Here is a 14,577-nt window from a genome sequence, read left to right as displayed (position 1 = left end):
CCTCAGAACCGTTCAGGTCCGTTCAGGTCCGTTCATGTCCGGTCGGGCCCGCTCATGGCCGGTCACGACGTCCCGCCCGCGATCCGGGCCGCCTGCCGTGACTTCCGGGTGAGGGGCCACAGCGCGCCGAACACCACGACGGCGAACGCGCCCAGGGCGATGGCGATCTCCGTGGTGTGCTTCCAGTAGCCGGACAGCAGCAGCGCCGCGGGGATCACGCCGGTGATCCAGCCCTCGATGGCCGTCACCCAGCCCACATATGTGGTGAGTTCCGTCCGCCGGAGACCGAACAGCAGGAAGAACAGACCCCACAGGAATGACCAGTACAGCCAGATCACCCCGAACGGGTAGTCCTTCAGGAGGTGGAAATTGGCGAACGAGTACCCCAGGGCCACCACCGCGACGAACAGCGAGTAATAGCCGACGCAGATGTTGTCCATGCCGGCGAGCAACACGATGCCCACGTAGAGGTAGGTGAATCCGAACAGGTAGATACCGGACGCCGAGAGAATCTTGTCCTGGTCATTGCCGGCCGTGAAGATGAGATAGGTCGGCGTGAGGACCTGCAGTGCGCCGATGAAGAGATTGAACACCGCCGCGGACCGGGGGTCGGCCTTCCCCAGCAGCAGCAGGCCGTTCATGAACAGGACCGCACCGACGAAGAGCAGTCCCACGTTGGCCACGGGGACGCACCTCCCAGGTACGTGTGAGGACGGAACTCCGCCCCGTCAGGGCCGGGGCAGCCGCGAGAGCGCGGGATGCGGGGCCGGTTCGGGCCGGCGGCGCGGGCGGGACGGCACGGCGGACACGACGTCCGGGGCCTCGCGGGACCGTTCCTCCCGCTCCCTGGCGGAGCCGGCCGAGTGCGGCGTCATGGCGAACGAGGGCGCGGAGAAGACCCTTCGCGCCGGATCCGCGCACACGGGGCAGCCGTGGGCGTCGGGCGCGGTGCCGATCGCGAGCCCGACCTCGAAAGGGCCGCAGCGATCGCAGAAGTATTCATAGGTCGCCATGCAGATGCCTCCGTGAAACGGCACACACTTCGGCCGACCTCGGCGCACGCGCCCATTTCCATGGCGCCGGCCGGGGAACGATCCCTCCTTCCAGGAGACGCCACCGCACCACCCTTGTCAAGGTGACTCAAGAGGACCCTGGGACCTCGTGGGATCCCTTGAGACCCTCATTTCCCGGGACTTTCGGCCCTGTTCGCAGCCCGGCCCGCCGTATCTCCGCGTGACCGCCCCCGCACATTCCGCCGAACCCCGCTTCGCGGTGCGCACCTTGTGAGGCGATTCACTGCGCTTTTCCTGGACGCTTATCACCCGCGGATTTAGCGTCGATATTCGGCCGCCTTTCCCGACAAACGCGGCGACTACGGCGTGCGGAACACCGATGAACGCCGGAAAGGTGGAGACGTGACGATGGACGCCGTGTGGGTCCGGGGTGTGACAGGCATTCAGCTGCACCACGTGACCGACCTCCAGGACGCCGGCCGCTTCCTCGGCAACGCGGCAATGGCGCTGCGCGCCGCCCACGTACGGACCGGGGCCGACCACTACGCCGGCATCGCCGCCGAGCTCAAGGCCCTCGTGACGCGGGTACGGGAACTGGAGGAGGAGGCCCGCTCCGCGATGCGCGAGCTGCACGCCACCGACCCGGAGCGGTTCGCGCGCTGCCGCGAGGGGCACGAGCCCTGGCCCGGCGAGATCCAGGCGGGCTTCATCCCCCGCCACACCTGCCGGGACGAGTGCCTCTACCACGATCACGGTGTGCTGGCGGCGATCACCCAGTGCACCTGCGGCCGGCCGCCCTGCCAGGCATGCGAGATCGGCGGGCAGCCCGCCGCGAACTGACCCGGCGCCGAACTGACGCCGCACACCGGAGCGATGGCCCCGACCGTGTCCCGGTCGGGGCCGTCGCCGTGCGGCGGGAGGCTCAGCGCCAGGCGTCGATCGAGGACTTCTGCCACGCGCTCACGCCGAGCTTCCCGGTCGTGCCGAGGTCGAGTTCCGGCGTCACCATCACGGGGCTCGCGCCGGGCGCGGCACGGACCCGGACGTAGGGAGCGTTGACGGGGTCGCCAAAGGTGACGGTGTTGCGCCAGATCAGCCCGGCGGAGGCGGTCTCGCCGGGCTGGAGGGTCAAAGGGCGGGGCGGGTCGTCGAAGCCGGTCGTCACGGAGCGGGTCTCGCTGCCGCGAAGGATCTTGATGCCGGTGACGGGCCGGTGGGCCGCGTCGAGGAGTTGCAGTCGCGGGTAGCCCTCGACGCGGTAGGGGGCCTTCGAGCAGTTCTCCAGGTGCAGCCCCACGACCCGCAGTCCCATGGCGGCGTCGCCCTGGTCGGCGGTGACACGCACCCCGGAGGACGGGCAGGGCCCGGCCGGCGCGGGCGCCTCGTCCGTCGGGACGCTGCGGACCTGGAGGACCTTGACGTACAGGGGGAGGTCCCCACCCCGTGCGCCATCGGCGGCGAGGTCCACCGGCCGCTTCACGGTGCGGCCGGGGCCGACCGCCGGGACGGTCTGCTCGGTGCTCGCCATCGCCGCTCCGGAGCCGGTGACGAACGAGAGGGTGACGGTGTAGGTGAACGGCTCGGCCTCGTGATTCGTGACCTGGATCGCCGGGGCGCAGGCGGGGGACGCCACGTTCGAGCCGACGATGCCGGCGGCGTCCGTCTCCTCGCCCCCGGGCGTCGGGGTGGCCGGTGCGGGCCGGCACGACGGCCCGGTCGCCTGCGGGACGCCGTCGCCGGGGGCACCCGCCAACCGCGTTCCGCACGCCGTGAGGACCAGGACGCCCGCGAGCACGGCAGGCACGGTGAGGGGGGTGAGGGGAAGGGTGCGCATCCGGTCACCTCATCAGGGTGCGCACCGTACCGGCCGTGGTGGAGGCCACAGTTCCGGTAACACCCTCGTCACAGCCGTGGGCTCACCCGCCTGAGGAGCCGCCGCCCGTCAGCGGGCGGCGGCGCTGTCGATCCAGGCGACGACGGCGCCGACCGTGGCGTCGTCGAGACTCCGGGCGAGAGCGCGGACGGCGGAGCTGTCGCCGGGGAGCGGGGGGACGCCGGCCGCGATGAGGGCGGCATGGAGGTCGACCCAGCGGGCGTCGACGGCGGAGAGGGCGGGGGTGGTGTCGTGTGACCGCGGCGGAGCATCGAGAAGGCTCATGGTGTTTCCCCTCGGATCTCGGACGGAATCGACCGGACTTGCCGTGCAGGACTACCGCCGGGGAAGCGCCGGTTGCGTTCCCGCACCCGGCTTCACCCGTCCGGCCCAGGAACCGCGGTCAGCGGGCGGATTCCTCGTACCGCACGAGCCGGCGCTGCATCTCGGGGTAGGGAGTCGCCGCGGGGACCGGCCGGCCGTCGCGGACTGCGGTCGCCGTGCCGACCGCGGCGTCGATCGCGGAGCGGTAGGGCAGGGAGCCGGTGCTGACGCGGCGGATGCCCAGGGCACCCAGGTCCGCGAGCGAAAGACCCGGCGCCACAAGGACGTTGACGGGGACCGGGATCTCCGCGGCCAGCCGCCGCAGGTCCTCCGGATCGGTCGCGCCGGGCACGAAGACCCCGTCCGCGCCCGCCTCGACATAGGCCGTCGCGCGCCGCAGCGTCTCGGCGAGGCCGGCGTCCTGGCCCAACCAGTAGGTGTCCACCCGGGCGTTAACGAACAGCTCCGGGGCGCGGTGCCTCACCGCGCGGACCTTGCGGGCGTGGGCGTCCGGCGCGATCAGCCGGCCGGCCGTGCTGTCCTCGATGTTGACGCCGTCCACGCCGAGGGCGGCGGCGTACGCGGCGACCGCCTCGGGGTCCTCGTCGTAGCCGTCCTCGATGTCCGCGGTGACATGGACGGGCAGCGACGCGAGGGCGCGGGCGAGAGAGGCGGTCGCGTCCTTCGTGGCCCGGCCGCCGTCGGCGTGGCCCGCGGCCGCCGCGACCCCGAAGCTGGTCGTGCCGACCGCGGGGAACCCCGCCTCCGCGAACGCGAGCGCCGAGGCGACGTCCCAGGCGTTGGGGAGGAGGAGGGGCAGGTCGCCCGTGAGGTGCAGATCACGGAAGGTCATGAGCGGGCCGCCTTTCATGTGTCACGAGCGGAGGCGCGGCGGGAGGGGGGTGGCCGAGCAGGCCACCCCCCTCCCGCCGTGTTCCGCGGCATCCTCACCGGGAACGACGAACCGGCCCCTCGTGCAACGGAACGGTAGACCGCGCCACTGACATGCGCGGCCCGGTCCGTCCCGTCACGCGTTCCTGCGCGTCAGTGATCGTCGCCGCCGTGACCGCCGCGGCCCCGGCCACGACCGCGACCGTGGTCGTCACCGGCGCGGTCGTCGCCGCCGACGTGCACGCCGTGATCGTCCCCACCCCTGTGGACACCGTGGTCGTCGCCCGGACGATCGTCCCCACCGCCGCGAGTGGCACCGCCGTGGTCGTCCCCACCGCCGCGCCGGTCCGTGGTGACGGCGCCCGTGCGGGCGTCGACGCGGAGTTCGCGGCGGACGGCGTCGGCGCCGACGACGTACACCTCCCAGTAGCCAGGGTGGTCGGCGTCGAGGTCGACCTTGGTGACGGTGCCCGGGGCGACGGCCAGGGCAGCGGTCGCGGCCTGGGCGGCGGTCACGCGGGCGGCGGACAGCGCGGTGCGGGCGGAGTCGTCCTGGCGGCGGCCGTCCGCGGTGACGGCGCCGGAGGCGGGGTCGACCAGCAGGTGGTGCCACGTGCCGTCGCGGCCGAGGAGTTCCACCTCCCAGTGGCCGGAGCGGTCGCGCTCGACGGAGGCGACGGTGCCCGGGTGCTTGCTCTGCGCCGCGGCGGCCGCCCGCACGGCCGTCACGGACGACGGCGCCGGGGCCGACGACGGAGACGCCGATGACGACCCGGCCGACGACGGCGACGCCGTCACCGCGGGCCGGTCCTCGGCGCCCGTGCCGTGCCGGTGACCGCCGCCCGTGGCGAGCGCCGAATAGCTGCCGCCGCCGATGAGCACGGCGGCCACGAGGGCGGTGGCGATGGTGGTGGTGGTGCGCTTCATGACGGATGCCTCCCCGGCCGGGCGATGCCGGCCTGTGTCGGGTCTGTGTCCGGTCTGTGCCGTGACGCCAATGTGCCGAGGGGAAGCTGAAGGGGACCTGAAGCCACCTGAAGATCCCTTCAGGTTCCATTTGGGAGGCTGGGCGCATGCGCCTGTTGATCGTGGAGGACGAGAAGCGGCTCGCGCTCTCGCTGGCGAAGGGCCTGCGGGCCGAGGGCTTCGCCGTGGACGTCGTCCACGACGGGAACGAGGGGCTCCACTTGGCCGCCGAAGGCGTCCACGACCTGGTGGTGCTCGACATCATGCTGCCGGGTCTCAACGGCTACCGCGTCTGCGCCGCCCTGCGCGCCGCGGGCCACGACGTGCCGATCCTGATGCTCACGGCCAAGGACGGCGAGTACGACGAGGCGGAGGGCCTGGACACCGGGGCCGACGACTACCTGACCAAGCCGTTCTCGTACGTCGTGCTCGTGGCCCGCGTGAAGGCGCTGCTGCGCCGCCGCGGTTCCGCGGGCGCGTCGCCGGTGCTGCGCGTCGGGGCGCTGGTCATCGACACCGCCACCCGCCGGGTGTGCCGGGACGAGACGGAAGTGACGCTCACCGCGAAGGAGTTCGCCGTGCTGGAACAGCTCGCGACACGGGCCGGGCAGGTGGTCGGCAAGCCCGAGATCCTGGAGCACGTCTGGGACTTCGCCTACGACGGCGACCCGAACATCGTCGAGGTCTACGTCAGCACGCTGCGCCGCAAGCTCGGCGCGGACACCATCCAGACCGTGCGCGGCGCCGGTTACCGGATGGTGGTGGCGTCGTGAGGCGGCGGCTGTTCGGGTCCGTCCAGGCCACGATGGTGCTGGGGGCGACGGCCGTGGTGGCGGTCGTGCTGGTGGCCGCGGGGCTCGCGGTGCTGATGTCGCTGCGTACGAACCTCACGGAGCAGGCGCAGAACCAGGCCAACGACACGGCCCGCAGCATCGCCCTCGGGGTCGCCACATGGCGCGGGGACAACGCGAAGTTGGGGCTGCCGAAGGGGGTGCCGGTGCAGGTGACGGACGAGAACGACCGGCTGCTGGCGGTCGGCGCGGGGCTGAAGAGCATCAGCGGCACCGGTGTGAGCGCCGTCCGGGTGCAGCGGCCCGCCGCGTCCCCGGCCGCTCCGTCCCCGACGCCGACCCCGACGCCTGTGACCACGTCGAACGCCGAGCCCGCCGACGACCATGGCGGCGGGCACGGCAGAGGCCGGGGCCGCGGCAGCGACGACAGTGGGGCGGACGACCACGGACAGGGCGGCCATGGGGCGGACGACAGCGCGACGCCCCGGGCGGGCGACCCGACCGTCGGGACCATCGACGGCAAGGCCCGGGCGAGCTCCGGGCGGGCGGTCATCGACGGGCGGAGCGCCCCCTACCGGTTCGCCACGGTGCAGGCCACGGACCTCGACGGCCGGACGGTGTTCGTCCACGCGGGCGCCTCACTGGCGGCCCGCGAGACCGCCGTCCGCAGCACCGGGCTGGCGATGCTGGCGGGACTGCCGCTGGTGCTGCTGGTCGTCGGCGGGGTCACCTGGCTGGTGACACGGCGCGCGCTGGCCCCGGTCGAGGGCATCCGGCGCGAGATGGCGGCGATCACCGCCTCCGAGGACCTCTCCCGGCGCGTGCCGGAACCCGCCTCGCACGACGAGGTGGCCCGGCTGGCACGCACCACCAACGAGACGCTGACCGCGCTGGAGGCCGCCGTCGACCGGCAGCGCCGCTTCGTCGCCGACGCCTCGCACGAACTGCGCAGCCCCATCGCCTCGTTGCGCACCCAGCTGGAGGTGGGCTCGGCGCACCCGCAGCTGCTCGACGTGCCCGGCGCGGTCAAGGACACCGAGCGGCTGCAGCACCTCGCGGCCGACCTGCTGCTGCTCGCCCGGCTCGACGCGGGGGAGCGGCCGGGGCAGGGGCGGGTCGACCTGGGCGCGCTGGCCCGCGAGGAGGTGGGGCGCCGCCCCGCCGACCGCGCCCCGGTGTCCGCCGAGGCCGGCGAGGGGTGCGAAGTGGCCGGGTCGCGGAGTCAGTTGGCCCGGGTGATCGGCAACCTCGTGGACAACGCGCAACGGCACGCGCGCACCGAGGTCGCCGTGCGCGTACGGCGGCAGGGCGACCGGATCGTCCTCACCGTCGCGGACGACGGCGGCGGTGTGCCGGCCGCCGAACGGGAGCGGATCTTCGAGCGGTTCGTACGGCTGGACGACGCGCGCAGCCGCGACGACGGCGGCGCGGGCCTGGGCCTGGCCATCGCCCGCGACGTGGCACGGCGCCACGGCGGCACGCTCACCGCGGGCGAGGCGCCCTCCGGCGGCGCGCTCTTCGAACTGAACCTGCCCATGGCGACCGGCCAGGGCGCTCGCGCGAACGCAACCGTGGGGAAGCCCCGGGAGTCCTAGGCCCTGTGATCACCACTCGTACCCTGCGGTCCGCCGGGGCCGCCCTGCTCGCCGCCCCGCTCGCGGCGCTCCTGCTCTCGTGCTCCTCCGGTCCGGACGAGGCCCGGGCCGGCGCGCCCGCCTCCGCGCCCGCCTCGGCGACGTCCTCGGCGACCGCCTCCGCAAGCCCCTCCGTGCCGGTGACGGCGACCGAGGCGTACGAGGAGCCCGTGGAGAAGGTGCGCGACGCCTTCGCCACGCTGCAGGCGACCTACAACGACGGGTGCACGACGCCAGGCGAGTGCGAGTACTTCCTGACCCGGGTGCACGACGAACTCGACGGCCTCGACGCGGCGATGAAGGCGGACCCCCAAGGCCGCGGCCACTTCCGCGAACCGCTCGCGTGGACCGCGGAGCTGCGCGGCACCCTGCACGGCGACGTCACCTTCGAGAACCTGAAGAAGCACCAGGATCTGCTGGTCGGGACCCGCGACCGGATCAACCGCTGGATGCAGGGCCACCCCGAGGACTACCGCTGACGGCCGTCATGGGCATCATGGGTCAGTTTGTGGCAATGGAGAGGCAAAACCCGCGGGACGGTTGAACCCCGCGCACCCTGAGGTCGTACAGCACCGTAGAAGCGGCGGTCCAGCTCCCCGGCCCACCACGCCGCCAAGCGGGGCCTCGCACGGAAGGATCTTCGGGTTGTCGCTCTTCACGCGCTCTCAACAGCCACCGGCCACGGGCAAGGACGAGCCGCCGGACGAAGCCGGTGTCCCCGGGGACGCCGGGGACACCGGGGAACCGGCCGAGGCCGGAGGGACCGGCGAGACCGATGCCGCGCCCCCCGAGGAGAAGGCCCGGCGCGGCTGGCGGGCCCGGCACCCGCGGGCGGCGCGGGGCGTGGCGAAGACGACGACCGTGCTGGCCGCGGTGCTCGTGTTCGGTGCCCTGATGCTGCCGGACGCGCTGAACAAGCTGTCGGTCGTGCAGTTCACGCGGATCCCCGCCGAGGCCCTCTTCGGAGTGGCGCTGGTGCTGCTCCTGCCGCCGCGGCCGCGGCGGATCGCGGCGATCACGGGCGGTGTCGCCCTCGGTCTGCTGACCGTCCTGAAGTTCCTCGACATGGGCTTCTACTCGGTGCTCGCCCGCCGCTTCGACCCGGTGCTGGACTGGATCCTGGTCAGCGACGGCGAGGAGTACCTGAAGGAGACCTCCGGCCAGGCGCTCGCCATCGCCGCCCTCGTCGGGGCGGTGCTGCTGGTGGTGGTCCTGCTGGTCCTGATGACCCTGGCCGTCGTGCGGATGAGCAACGTCGTCACCCGGCACAGCGTCGTGGCCACCCGCACCACGCTGGTGCTGGGGACGCTGTGGATCGCGCTGGCGGCATTCGGCGTGCAGATCGCCGGCGACCCGCTGGCCGCGAAGGACACGGCGGACCAGGCGGCGGTCCACGTCCAGCAGGTGCACGCGAGTCTGGAGGACGGGAAGAAGTTCGCGAAGGAGGCGGCCGTCGACCCGTTCGCCGACGTGCCGCCGGACCAGTTGCTGAGCGGGCTGCGCGGCAAGGACGTCATCTTCGCCTTCGTGGAGAGCTACGGCCGCAGCGCGGTCGAGTCCCCGGAGATGGCGCCCCAGGTGAACGCGATGCTCGCGGACGGGACGCGCCGGCTCCAGGCGGCCGGATTCTCCTCGCGGAGCGCGTTCCTCACCTCGCCGACCTTCGGCGGCGGGAGCTGGCTGGCGCACTCGACGTTCCTGTCCGGGTTGTGGATCGACAACCAGCAGCGCTACCGCACCCTCACCTCCAGCAACCGGCTCACCCTCACCGGGGCGTTCAAGAAGGCCGACGCCTGGCGCACGGTGGGCATCATGCCGGGCGTCATCCGGTCCTGGCCGGAGGGGAAGTTCTACGGCCTGGACAACATCTACGACTCCATGCACCTCGGTTACAAGGGCCCCAACTTCAGCTGGTCGCCGGTGCCGGACCAGTACAGCCTGGAGGCGTTCCAGCGGCTGGAGCACGGCAAGCAGCACGACAAGCCGCTGATGAGCGAGATCATCCTGGTCTCCAGCCACCGTCCCTGGGCGCCGATCCCGAAGACGGTCGGCTGGGACGAGCTCGGCGACGGCTCGGTCTTCAACGCCATCAACAAGGAGGGCAAGAACCCCGACGAGGTGTGGAAGGACAAGCACCAGATCCGCACCGAGTACGCCCGGTCCATCGAGTACTCGGTGAACAGCCTGGTGTCGTGGGTGGAGCGGTACGGCAACGACAACACCGTGCTGGTCTTCCTCGGCGACCACCAGCCCGCGCCGGTCGTCAGCGGGGAGAACGCCAGCCACGACGTGCCGATCGCCATCGTCGCCCACGACAAGGACGTCCTCGACCGCATGTCCGGCTGGGGCTGGCAGGACGGGCTCCAGCCCCACCCGGACGCGCCGGTGTGGCGGATGGACACCTTCCGCAACCGGTTCCTGAGCACGTACGGGGCGAAGGCCACGCCGTAGCGCGGCCTTCGCCGGGCGGACCGAACGCGGACGGGCGCGGCCCGCGGTCAGCCGCCGAGGACCCGGGTGATCTGCTGGACGTTGTTCCAGCTGTTGTCGCCCGGGCCCTCGTACGTGTTGTTGCTGTTCGTGGAGCCCATGGCGATGTCGGGGTTGCCGCTGTAGTTCGCCGTCCCGTTGATCGTGACGTTCTGGCTGTTGTTCATGTTTCCGCTGTTCACCGGGCCGTTGGTGCAGATCCGGGCGGTGGGCGTGCAGCGGGCGCGGACGTCGGCGGTCCCGGCGGCGAGCGCCGGCGCGGTACCGCACAGCAGCAGGGTCCCCGCACCGGCGGTCACCAGGGCGTATCGCACGGCTCGTGTCATCGCAGACCTCTCGATCCTCACGCCCCCCGTGGGCGGAATCAGCACATGCGCCATCATTGTCCGACGAGCTCCCGTGCCCGACCACTCGGCGCTTCCGGCTAGCGGCCCCGGCCGCCCTGGCCCCGGTTGAGCTGGGTGGAGTTGCCGCTGTCCACGGCGTCGCCGTTGACCTCGTTGTTGGAGCCGGTGGAGCCGTTGGAGCTCGACAGGTTGCCGCTGTTGTTGGGGTTGCCGCGATTGACGAAATTCCCGCTGTTGCGGCTGTTGCCACTGCGGATCGGGCCGTTCACGCAGGTCACGGGACCGTGGTAGGTGAAGCCGATCAGCGGCCCGCAGACCACGTTGGGCCCCGCCTGGAGCACCGTGCCGACGTCCGCGCCCGCGACCGCGTGCAGCAGCGACGGCTCCGGGTGGCCCACCTGGGCGGCGGCCTCCCCGGGCGCGGTGCCCAGCGCGCCGAGGGCTCCCGCGACGACGACTCCCAGTTGGGCGATCCTCTTCACCGTTCCCCGTATCCCTCGACCCCTGCGAACCTGCGACCCCTGCGGCCCCTGCGTCGGTGGGCCCGTCGTACGACTCCGACACCGCGGTTATACACCGCTTGTCCCACCTCGTCCGGCGGTCGGCCGCCCGCTCCCCTGCCCGGGCCCGCGCCGCCGCCGCGGTTTTCCCCCGAACGGCCCAACGCCTCCCCCGGGCGGCGGCGCCGGAAGGGCTGTTACCGTCCCCCGGTGTTCTCCCTTGACGAGCCGGCCCTCTTCACCCGGCTGCGGGACGCCCGGCGGGTGCTCGTGGCCGGAGCGGGCGGCGGATTCGACGTGTACGCGGGGCTCCCCCTCGCGCTGGCACTGCGCGCGGCCGGCAAGCAGGTGACGTTGGCCAACCTGTCGTTCGCGGACCTGTACGGCCTGGACCCGGAGGTGTGGGTGGAGCCGGGCGTCGCCGCGATCCGCCCGGACACGGTGGCGCGCGGCACGTACTTCCCGGAACGCACCCTGGCGCGATGGCTGGAGGCGCGGGGGATGCCGTCCACGGTGTACGCGCTGGAGCGGACGGGCGTGGAGCCGCTGCGCGCGGCCTACCGGGCGCTGATCGCGCACGTGGGCGGCGTCGACGCGATCGTGCTGGCCGACGGCGGCACCGACATCCTGATGCGGGGCGACGAGCACGGTCTCGGCACCCCCGAGGAGGACATGGCGAGCCTCGGCGCGGTCCACGGCCTGACCGGCGTGGCGGAGCGCCTCGTGGTGTGCCTCGGCTTCGGGGTGGACGCCTACCACGGCGTCAACCACGCGCTGGTGCTGGAGAATCTGGCCGCCCTGGAGCGGGACGGCGCCTACCTCGGCGCGTTCTCCCTGCCGCGCGACAGCCGCGAGGGAGCGCTCTACCTGGACGCGGTCGCCGACGCGCAGGCCGCGACACCCGACCACCCGAGCATCGTCAACGGCTCCATAGCCGCCGCCGTGCGGGGCGAGTTCGGGAATGTGCGGTTCACCGAGCGCACCCGGCACAGCGAGTTGTTCGTCAATCCGCTGATGGCGCTGTACTTCTGCGTGGACGCCGTGGGGCTGGCCCGCCGCAACCTCTATCTCGACCGGCTGGAGGGCACGCAGCTCACCCGGCAGATCAGTTCGGTCATCGAGGAGTTCCGCGACGGCCTGCCGCTGCAGCGGCCGCCCCGGACGTTTCCCCACTGACCGGCAGCCGCAGGGTGAAGACCGAGCCGGCGCCGCGGGTGCTCTCGGCGGTGACCGTGCCACCGTGGGCGTGCGCGAGGTTGCGGACGATGGCGAGGCCGAGGCCGCTGCCGCCGGTGCTGCGGCTGCGGGACTTCTCGGCACGCCAGAAGCGGTCGAAGACGTGCGGCAGGTCCTCGGGGCCGATGCCGGTGCCGGTGTCGGCGACCGCGACGACGGCGATGTCCCCGGTGCGCCGGCCGCGCAGGGTGACGGTTCCGCCGGCCGGGGTGTGGCGGACGGCGTTGGAGACCAGGTTGCCGACCGCCTGGCGCAGCCGGACGGGGTCGGCGTGCAGGTCGCCGAGATCGTCCGCGGTGTCCACGGCGAGGACGACCCCGGCCTTGTCGGCGCGGCCGCGGTGCGCGCCGGCGACCTGGCGCAGCAGGTCGGCGAGGTCCACCGGGCCCTTGTGGAGCCGCAGTTCGCCGGCGTCGGCGGCTGCGAGGTCCTGGAGGTCGTCGACGACGTGCTGGAGCAGCAGCGCCTCCTCCAGCAGCGAGGAGATCAGCGCCCGGTCGGCGGGGACGATGCCGTCCTCGGCGGCCTCCAGCCAGCCGCGGATGGTGCTGAGCGGGGTCCGCAGCTCATGGGCCACGTCGCCGACCATGGCGGTGCGCAGTTGCTCCAGTTCGGCCCGGCGCCGGGACATGTCGTTGAAGACCTCCGCGAGCCGGCTGATCTCGTCGCGGCCGGTGACCGCCACGCGCGCGGAGGCGTCGCCGTCCTTGAACCGGCGGGCCGCCCCGGTCAGCGCCCGCAGCGGCCGGACGAGTCGCAGGCCCAGGACGACGGTGACGGCGACGGTGAGCAGCAGGACGCTCCCCACGACCCCGGCGATGCGCACCCGGTTGGGCTCGGACAGGTCGAAGGGGGAGGAGGGGACGGCGGCCTCCGGGTCGGGAGCGCCGACGAAGAGCAGCGCGGGCGGGGCGACGTAGGGGGTGAGTTGCTCACGACGGGCGGTGGCCAGGCACTGCGCCTCCGTGTGCCGTGCCGTCGCGGAGCGGGACCCGGTGGTCGTCCAGCTCAGGTCGAGGGCGAGGTGGACGGGCGCTGCGTCCCGGCGGGCCAGGCAGGTGTCGGCCAGGGCGTTGAGCCGGGCGAGCGCGCGGGCCTCGGTGGCCGTGGGCAGGTCCAGGCCGGCCACCTCGCAGCGGGAGCCTTCGGGCGGCGGGGCGGGGTAGGTCTGCAGCCGCGGCCGCCCGCTGGGCGTGGTGGTGACGGTGGCGTCGATGCCGAGGACGTCGTGCAGGCAGGCCGCCTGCCGCTGGGCCAGGCCCCTCAGGTGATCGCGTTCCGCGCGGGGCAGCCGGAACGGGCCGACCGCGCGCGGGTCGATGCGGTCGGAGTCGACCGCGCCGGGCACGAAGACGGAGTCCACGGCGAGGGGGTCCACGGTCGCCGACGCCCGGTCCGGCAGCGGCGCGGAGCGGGAGCCGGACGAACCGCCGGAATCGCCCGGGTCCGCGGGGTCGGCCGAGTCGGCGAACGGCCGGCGGTTCTGGTCGGTGAGGGCGATACGGTGCCCGGTCTCCCGGGCCAGCCGGTCGACCAGCGGCTGCGCCCCCCGCCAGTCGCCCTGCCGCGCCGCGAGGCCCAGCAGCGCGTCGTAGATCCGCGCGTCGTCGGCGAAGGCCTGGCCCTGCTCCTGGTGGATCGCCCGGGCGGTGGTGCGGACCGCGAGCCAGGCGGTCGCGGCGATCGAGCAGACGGATATCAGCACGGACAGGACGAGCAGCCGCAGGACCAGGCTGCCGCGCAGGCCGGGCCGCCTCACACGTCCCCCGCGAGCTTGTAGCCCACGCCGTAGACGGTGAGCAGGCGGACCGGGCGGGCGGGGTCGGGCTCGATCTTGCGGCGCAGGTTCATCACGTGGGTGTCCACCGTCCGTACGGTGAAGTACCGGCCGGTGCCGTGCAGTTGGGCCAGTATCTGCTCGCGGGTGAAGACCCGGCCGGGCTGCTCGGCAAGCGTCTCCAGCAGCCGGAACTCCCCCGGAGTGCAGTCGACCGGCGCGCCGTCGCAGCTCACCTCGTGGCGTACCGGGTCGACGGCGAGGCCGGCCGCGGTCAGCACGGGGTCCGGGCGGGGAGCCGCGGCGGGCGCGGGGCGGGTCCGCCGCAGCAGGGTCCTCACCCGGGCGACCAGTTCGCGCGGGCTGTAGGGCTTGGCCATGTAGTCGTCGGCGCCCAGGTCCAGGCCGAGCAGCAGGTCGTCCTCGGTGCAGCGGGCGGTCAGCATGAGCACCGGCAGGTCGGACTCGCGGCGCAGGATGCGGCAGACGTCGAGCCCGTCGACCTTGGGCATCATCACGTCCAGGACGAGCAGGTGCGGCGGGTCGCGGCGCAGTTCCTCCAGCGCGGCCCGGCCGTCGTGGACGACGGTCACCGTGTGGCCCTCGTGCTCCAGGTAGAGGCGGACCAGCTGGGCCTGCTTGATGTCGTCCTCGGCGACCAGGATGCGTGCGCTCATGCCGGGAGTATAGGTATGACAAATGGCGCGTTTCCGTGGCCGGCAGCGCTTCCGGGAC

Annotated in this window: 16 protein-coding genes; 6 read left to right on the top strand and 10 right to left on the bottom strand. The window is 73.1% G+C overall.

Annotation, left to right across the window (positions count from 1 at the left end; translation table 11 throughout):
- Positions 1 to 62 precede the first annotated feature (62 nt).
- Positions 63 to 683, bottom strand: a complete 621-nt coding sequence (locus ACFWVC_RS09170) for an AmiS/UreI family transporter (RefSeq protein ID WP_384280803.1) — start codon at positions 681 to 683, stop codon at positions 63 to 65.
- Between the two features lie 45 nt (positions 684 to 728).
- The gene (locus ACFWVC_RS09165) at positions 729 to 1,013 is read right to left on the bottom strand and encodes an FmdB family zinc ribbon protein (RefSeq protein WP_384280801.1); all 285 of its coding nucleotides are present in this window, start codon (positions 1,011 to 1,013) and stop codon (positions 729 to 731) included.
- A gap of 408 nt (positions 1,014 to 1,421) precedes the next feature.
- On the opposite strand from ACFWVC_RS09165, the gene ACFWVC_RS09160 reads away from it, so the two are divergent.
- A complete protein-coding gene (locus tag ACFWVC_RS09160; RefSeq protein ID WP_384280896.1) occupies positions 1,422 to 1,853 on the top strand; it encodes a hypothetical protein in 432 nt (143 codons plus the stop codon).
- Positions 1,854 to 1,935: 82 nt separating this feature from the next.
- On the opposite strand, the gene ACFWVC_RS09155 is transcribed toward ACFWVC_RS09160, so the two are convergent.
- The 4 genes from ACFWVC_RS09155 to ACFWVC_RS09140 all read right to left on the bottom strand — a co-directional run bounded on the left by ACFWVC_RS09155 (position 1,936) and on the right by ACFWVC_RS09140 (position 5,028).
- Positions 1,936 to 2,847: a DUF4232 domain-containing protein gene (locus tag ACFWVC_RS09155; protein WP_384280799.1), complete on the bottom strand. Its 912-nt coding sequence runs from the start codon at positions 2,845 to 2,847 to the stop codon at positions 1,936 to 1,938.
- A 108-nt stretch (positions 2,848 to 2,955) separates the two neighbouring features.
- Positions 2,956 to 3,171 carry a hypothetical protein gene (locus ACFWVC_RS09150; RefSeq protein ID WP_384280797.1) on the bottom strand — a complete coding sequence of 72 codons (216 nt, stop codon included), beginning with the start codon at positions 3,169 to 3,171 and terminating at the stop codon, positions 2,956 to 2,958.
- Between the two features lie 118 nt (positions 3,172 to 3,289).
- Positions 3,290 to 4,063, bottom strand: coding sequence for an isocitrate lyase/phosphoenolpyruvate mutase family protein (locus tag ACFWVC_RS09145; RefSeq protein WP_384280795.1), 774 nt, complete (start codon positions 4,061 to 4,063; stop codon positions 3,290 to 3,292).
- Between the two features lie 191 nt (positions 4,064 to 4,254).
- Positions 4,255 to 5,028, bottom strand: a complete 774-nt coding sequence (locus tag ACFWVC_RS09140) for a PepSY domain-containing protein (RefSeq protein WP_384280793.1) — start codon at positions 5,026 to 5,028, stop codon at positions 4,255 to 4,257.
- Between the two features lie 146 nt (positions 5,029 to 5,174).
- Between ACFWVC_RS09140 and ACFWVC_RS09135 the strand changes: the two genes are divergently transcribed.
- From ACFWVC_RS09135 to ACFWVC_RS09120, 4 genes are all read left to right on the top strand, one after another.
- The gene (locus ACFWVC_RS09135; RefSeq protein WP_384280791.1) at positions 5,175 to 5,840 is read left to right on the top strand and encodes a response regulator transcription factor; all 666 of its coding nucleotides are present in this window, start codon (positions 5,175 to 5,177) and stop codon (positions 5,838 to 5,840) included.
- A 32-nt stretch (positions 5,841 to 5,872) separates the two neighbouring features.
- Positions 5,873 to 7,453, top strand: a complete 1,581-nt coding sequence (locus ACFWVC_RS09130) for a sensor histidine kinase (protein WP_384280894.1) — start codon at positions 5,873 to 5,875, stop codon at positions 7,451 to 7,453.
- 5 nt (positions 7,454 to 7,458) lie between these two features.
- Complete coding sequence (locus ACFWVC_RS09125) at positions 7,459 to 7,971, top strand: hypothetical protein (protein WP_384280789.1); 513 nt, start codon at positions 7,459 to 7,461, stop codon at positions 7,969 to 7,971.
- 166 nt (positions 7,972 to 8,137) lie between these two features.
- Positions 8,138 to 9,943 carry a sulfatase gene (locus ACFWVC_RS09120; protein ID WP_384280787.1) on the top strand — a complete coding sequence of 602 codons (1,806 nt, stop codon included), beginning with the start codon at positions 8,138 to 8,140 and terminating at the stop codon, positions 9,941 to 9,943.
- A gap of 47 nt (positions 9,944 to 9,990) precedes the next feature.
- Here the strand turns inward: ACFWVC_RS09120 and ACFWVC_RS09115 are convergent, their stop codons facing one another.
- Both ACFWVC_RS09115 and ACFWVC_RS09110 read right to left on the bottom strand, forming a co-directional pair.
- The gene (locus ACFWVC_RS09115) at positions 9,991 to 10,308 is read right to left on the bottom strand and encodes a hypothetical protein (protein ID WP_384280785.1); all 318 of its coding nucleotides are present in this window, start codon (positions 10,306 to 10,308) and stop codon (positions 9,991 to 9,993) included.
- Positions 10,309 to 10,406: 98 nt separating this feature from the next.
- Positions 10,407 to 10,811 (bottom strand): hypothetical protein, encoded by a 405-nt coding sequence (locus ACFWVC_RS09110; protein WP_384280783.1) that lies wholly within the window; start codon positions 10,809 to 10,811, stop codon positions 10,407 to 10,409.
- 228 nt (positions 10,812 to 11,039) lie between these two features.
- On the opposite strand from ACFWVC_RS09110, the gene ACFWVC_RS09105 reads away from it, so the two are divergent.
- Positions 11,040 to 12,005 (top strand): DUF1152 domain-containing protein, encoded by a 966-nt coding sequence (locus ACFWVC_RS09105; RefSeq protein WP_384280781.1) that lies wholly within the window; start codon positions 11,040 to 11,042, stop codon positions 12,003 to 12,005.
- Here the strand turns inward: ACFWVC_RS09105 and ACFWVC_RS09100 are convergent.
- Together ACFWVC_RS09100 and ACFWVC_RS09095 are read right to left on the bottom strand one after the other, a co-directional pair.
- Positions 11,944 to 13,824, bottom strand: coding sequence for a sensor histidine kinase (locus ACFWVC_RS09100; protein WP_384280779.1), 1,881 nt, complete (start codon positions 13,822 to 13,824; stop codon positions 11,944 to 11,946). The genes ACFWVC_RS09105 and ACFWVC_RS09100 overlap by 62 nt on opposite strands.
- On the bottom strand, positions 13,821 to 14,519 hold the full coding sequence (locus tag ACFWVC_RS09095; protein ID WP_384280777.1) for a response regulator transcription factor: 699 nt from the start codon (positions 14,517 to 14,519) through the stop codon (positions 13,821 to 13,823). The genes ACFWVC_RS09100 and ACFWVC_RS09095 overlap by 4 nt, the downstream gene beginning before the upstream one ends.
- Positions 14,520 to 14,577: the final 58 nt, after the last annotated feature.

This window comes from Streptomyces sp. NPDC058691, assembly GCF_042714775.1.
Taxonomy (GTDB): Bacteria; Actinomycetota; Actinomycetes; order Streptomycetales; family Streptomycetaceae; genus Actinacidiphila.
This window is presented reverse-complemented; position numbering and strand designations above follow the sequence as displayed.

What these genes read in the sequence shown, in the direction of transcription:
- ACFWVC_RS09165 (WP_384280801.1), bottom strand. Translation starts at nt 1,013, where the DNA reads ATGGCGACCTATGAATACTTCTGCGATCGCTGCGGCCCTTTCGAGGTC.
- ACFWVC_RS09160 (WP_384280896.1), top strand. Translation starts at nt 1,422, where the DNA reads ATGGACGCCGTGTGGGTCCGGGGTGTGACAGGCATTCAGCTGCACCAC.
- ACFWVC_RS09155 (WP_384280799.1), bottom strand. Translation starts at nt 2,847, where the DNA reads ATGCGCACCCTTCCCCTCACCCCCCTCACCGTGCCTGCCGTGCTCGCG.
- ACFWVC_RS09150 (WP_384280797.1), bottom strand. Translation starts at nt 3,171, where the DNA reads ATGAGCCTTCTCGATGCTCCGCCGCGGTCACACGACACCACCCCCGCC.
- ACFWVC_RS09145 (WP_384280795.1), bottom strand. Translation starts at nt 4,063, where the DNA reads ATGACCTTCCGTGATCTGCACCTCACGGGCGACCTGCCCCTCCTCCTC.
- ACFWVC_RS09140 (WP_384280793.1), bottom strand. Translation starts at nt 5,028, where the DNA reads ATGAAGCGCACCACCACCACCATCGCCACCGCCCTCGTGGCCGCCGTG.
- ACFWVC_RS09135 (WP_384280791.1), top strand. Translation starts at nt 5,175, where the DNA reads ATGCGCCTGTTGATCGTGGAGGACGAGAAGCGGCTCGCGCTCTCGCTG.
- ACFWVC_RS09130 (WP_384280894.1), top strand. Translation starts at nt 5,873, where the DNA reads ATGGTGCTGGGGGCGACGGCCGTGGTGGCGGTCGTGCTGGTGGCCGCG.
- ACFWVC_RS09115 (WP_384280785.1), bottom strand. Translation starts at nt 10,308, where the DNA reads ATGACACGAGCCGTGCGATACGCCCTGGTGACCGCCGGTGCGGGGACC.
- ACFWVC_RS09095 (WP_384280777.1), bottom strand. Translation starts at nt 14,519, where the DNA reads ATGAGCGCACGCATCCTGGTCGCCGAGGACGACATCAAGCAGGCCCAG.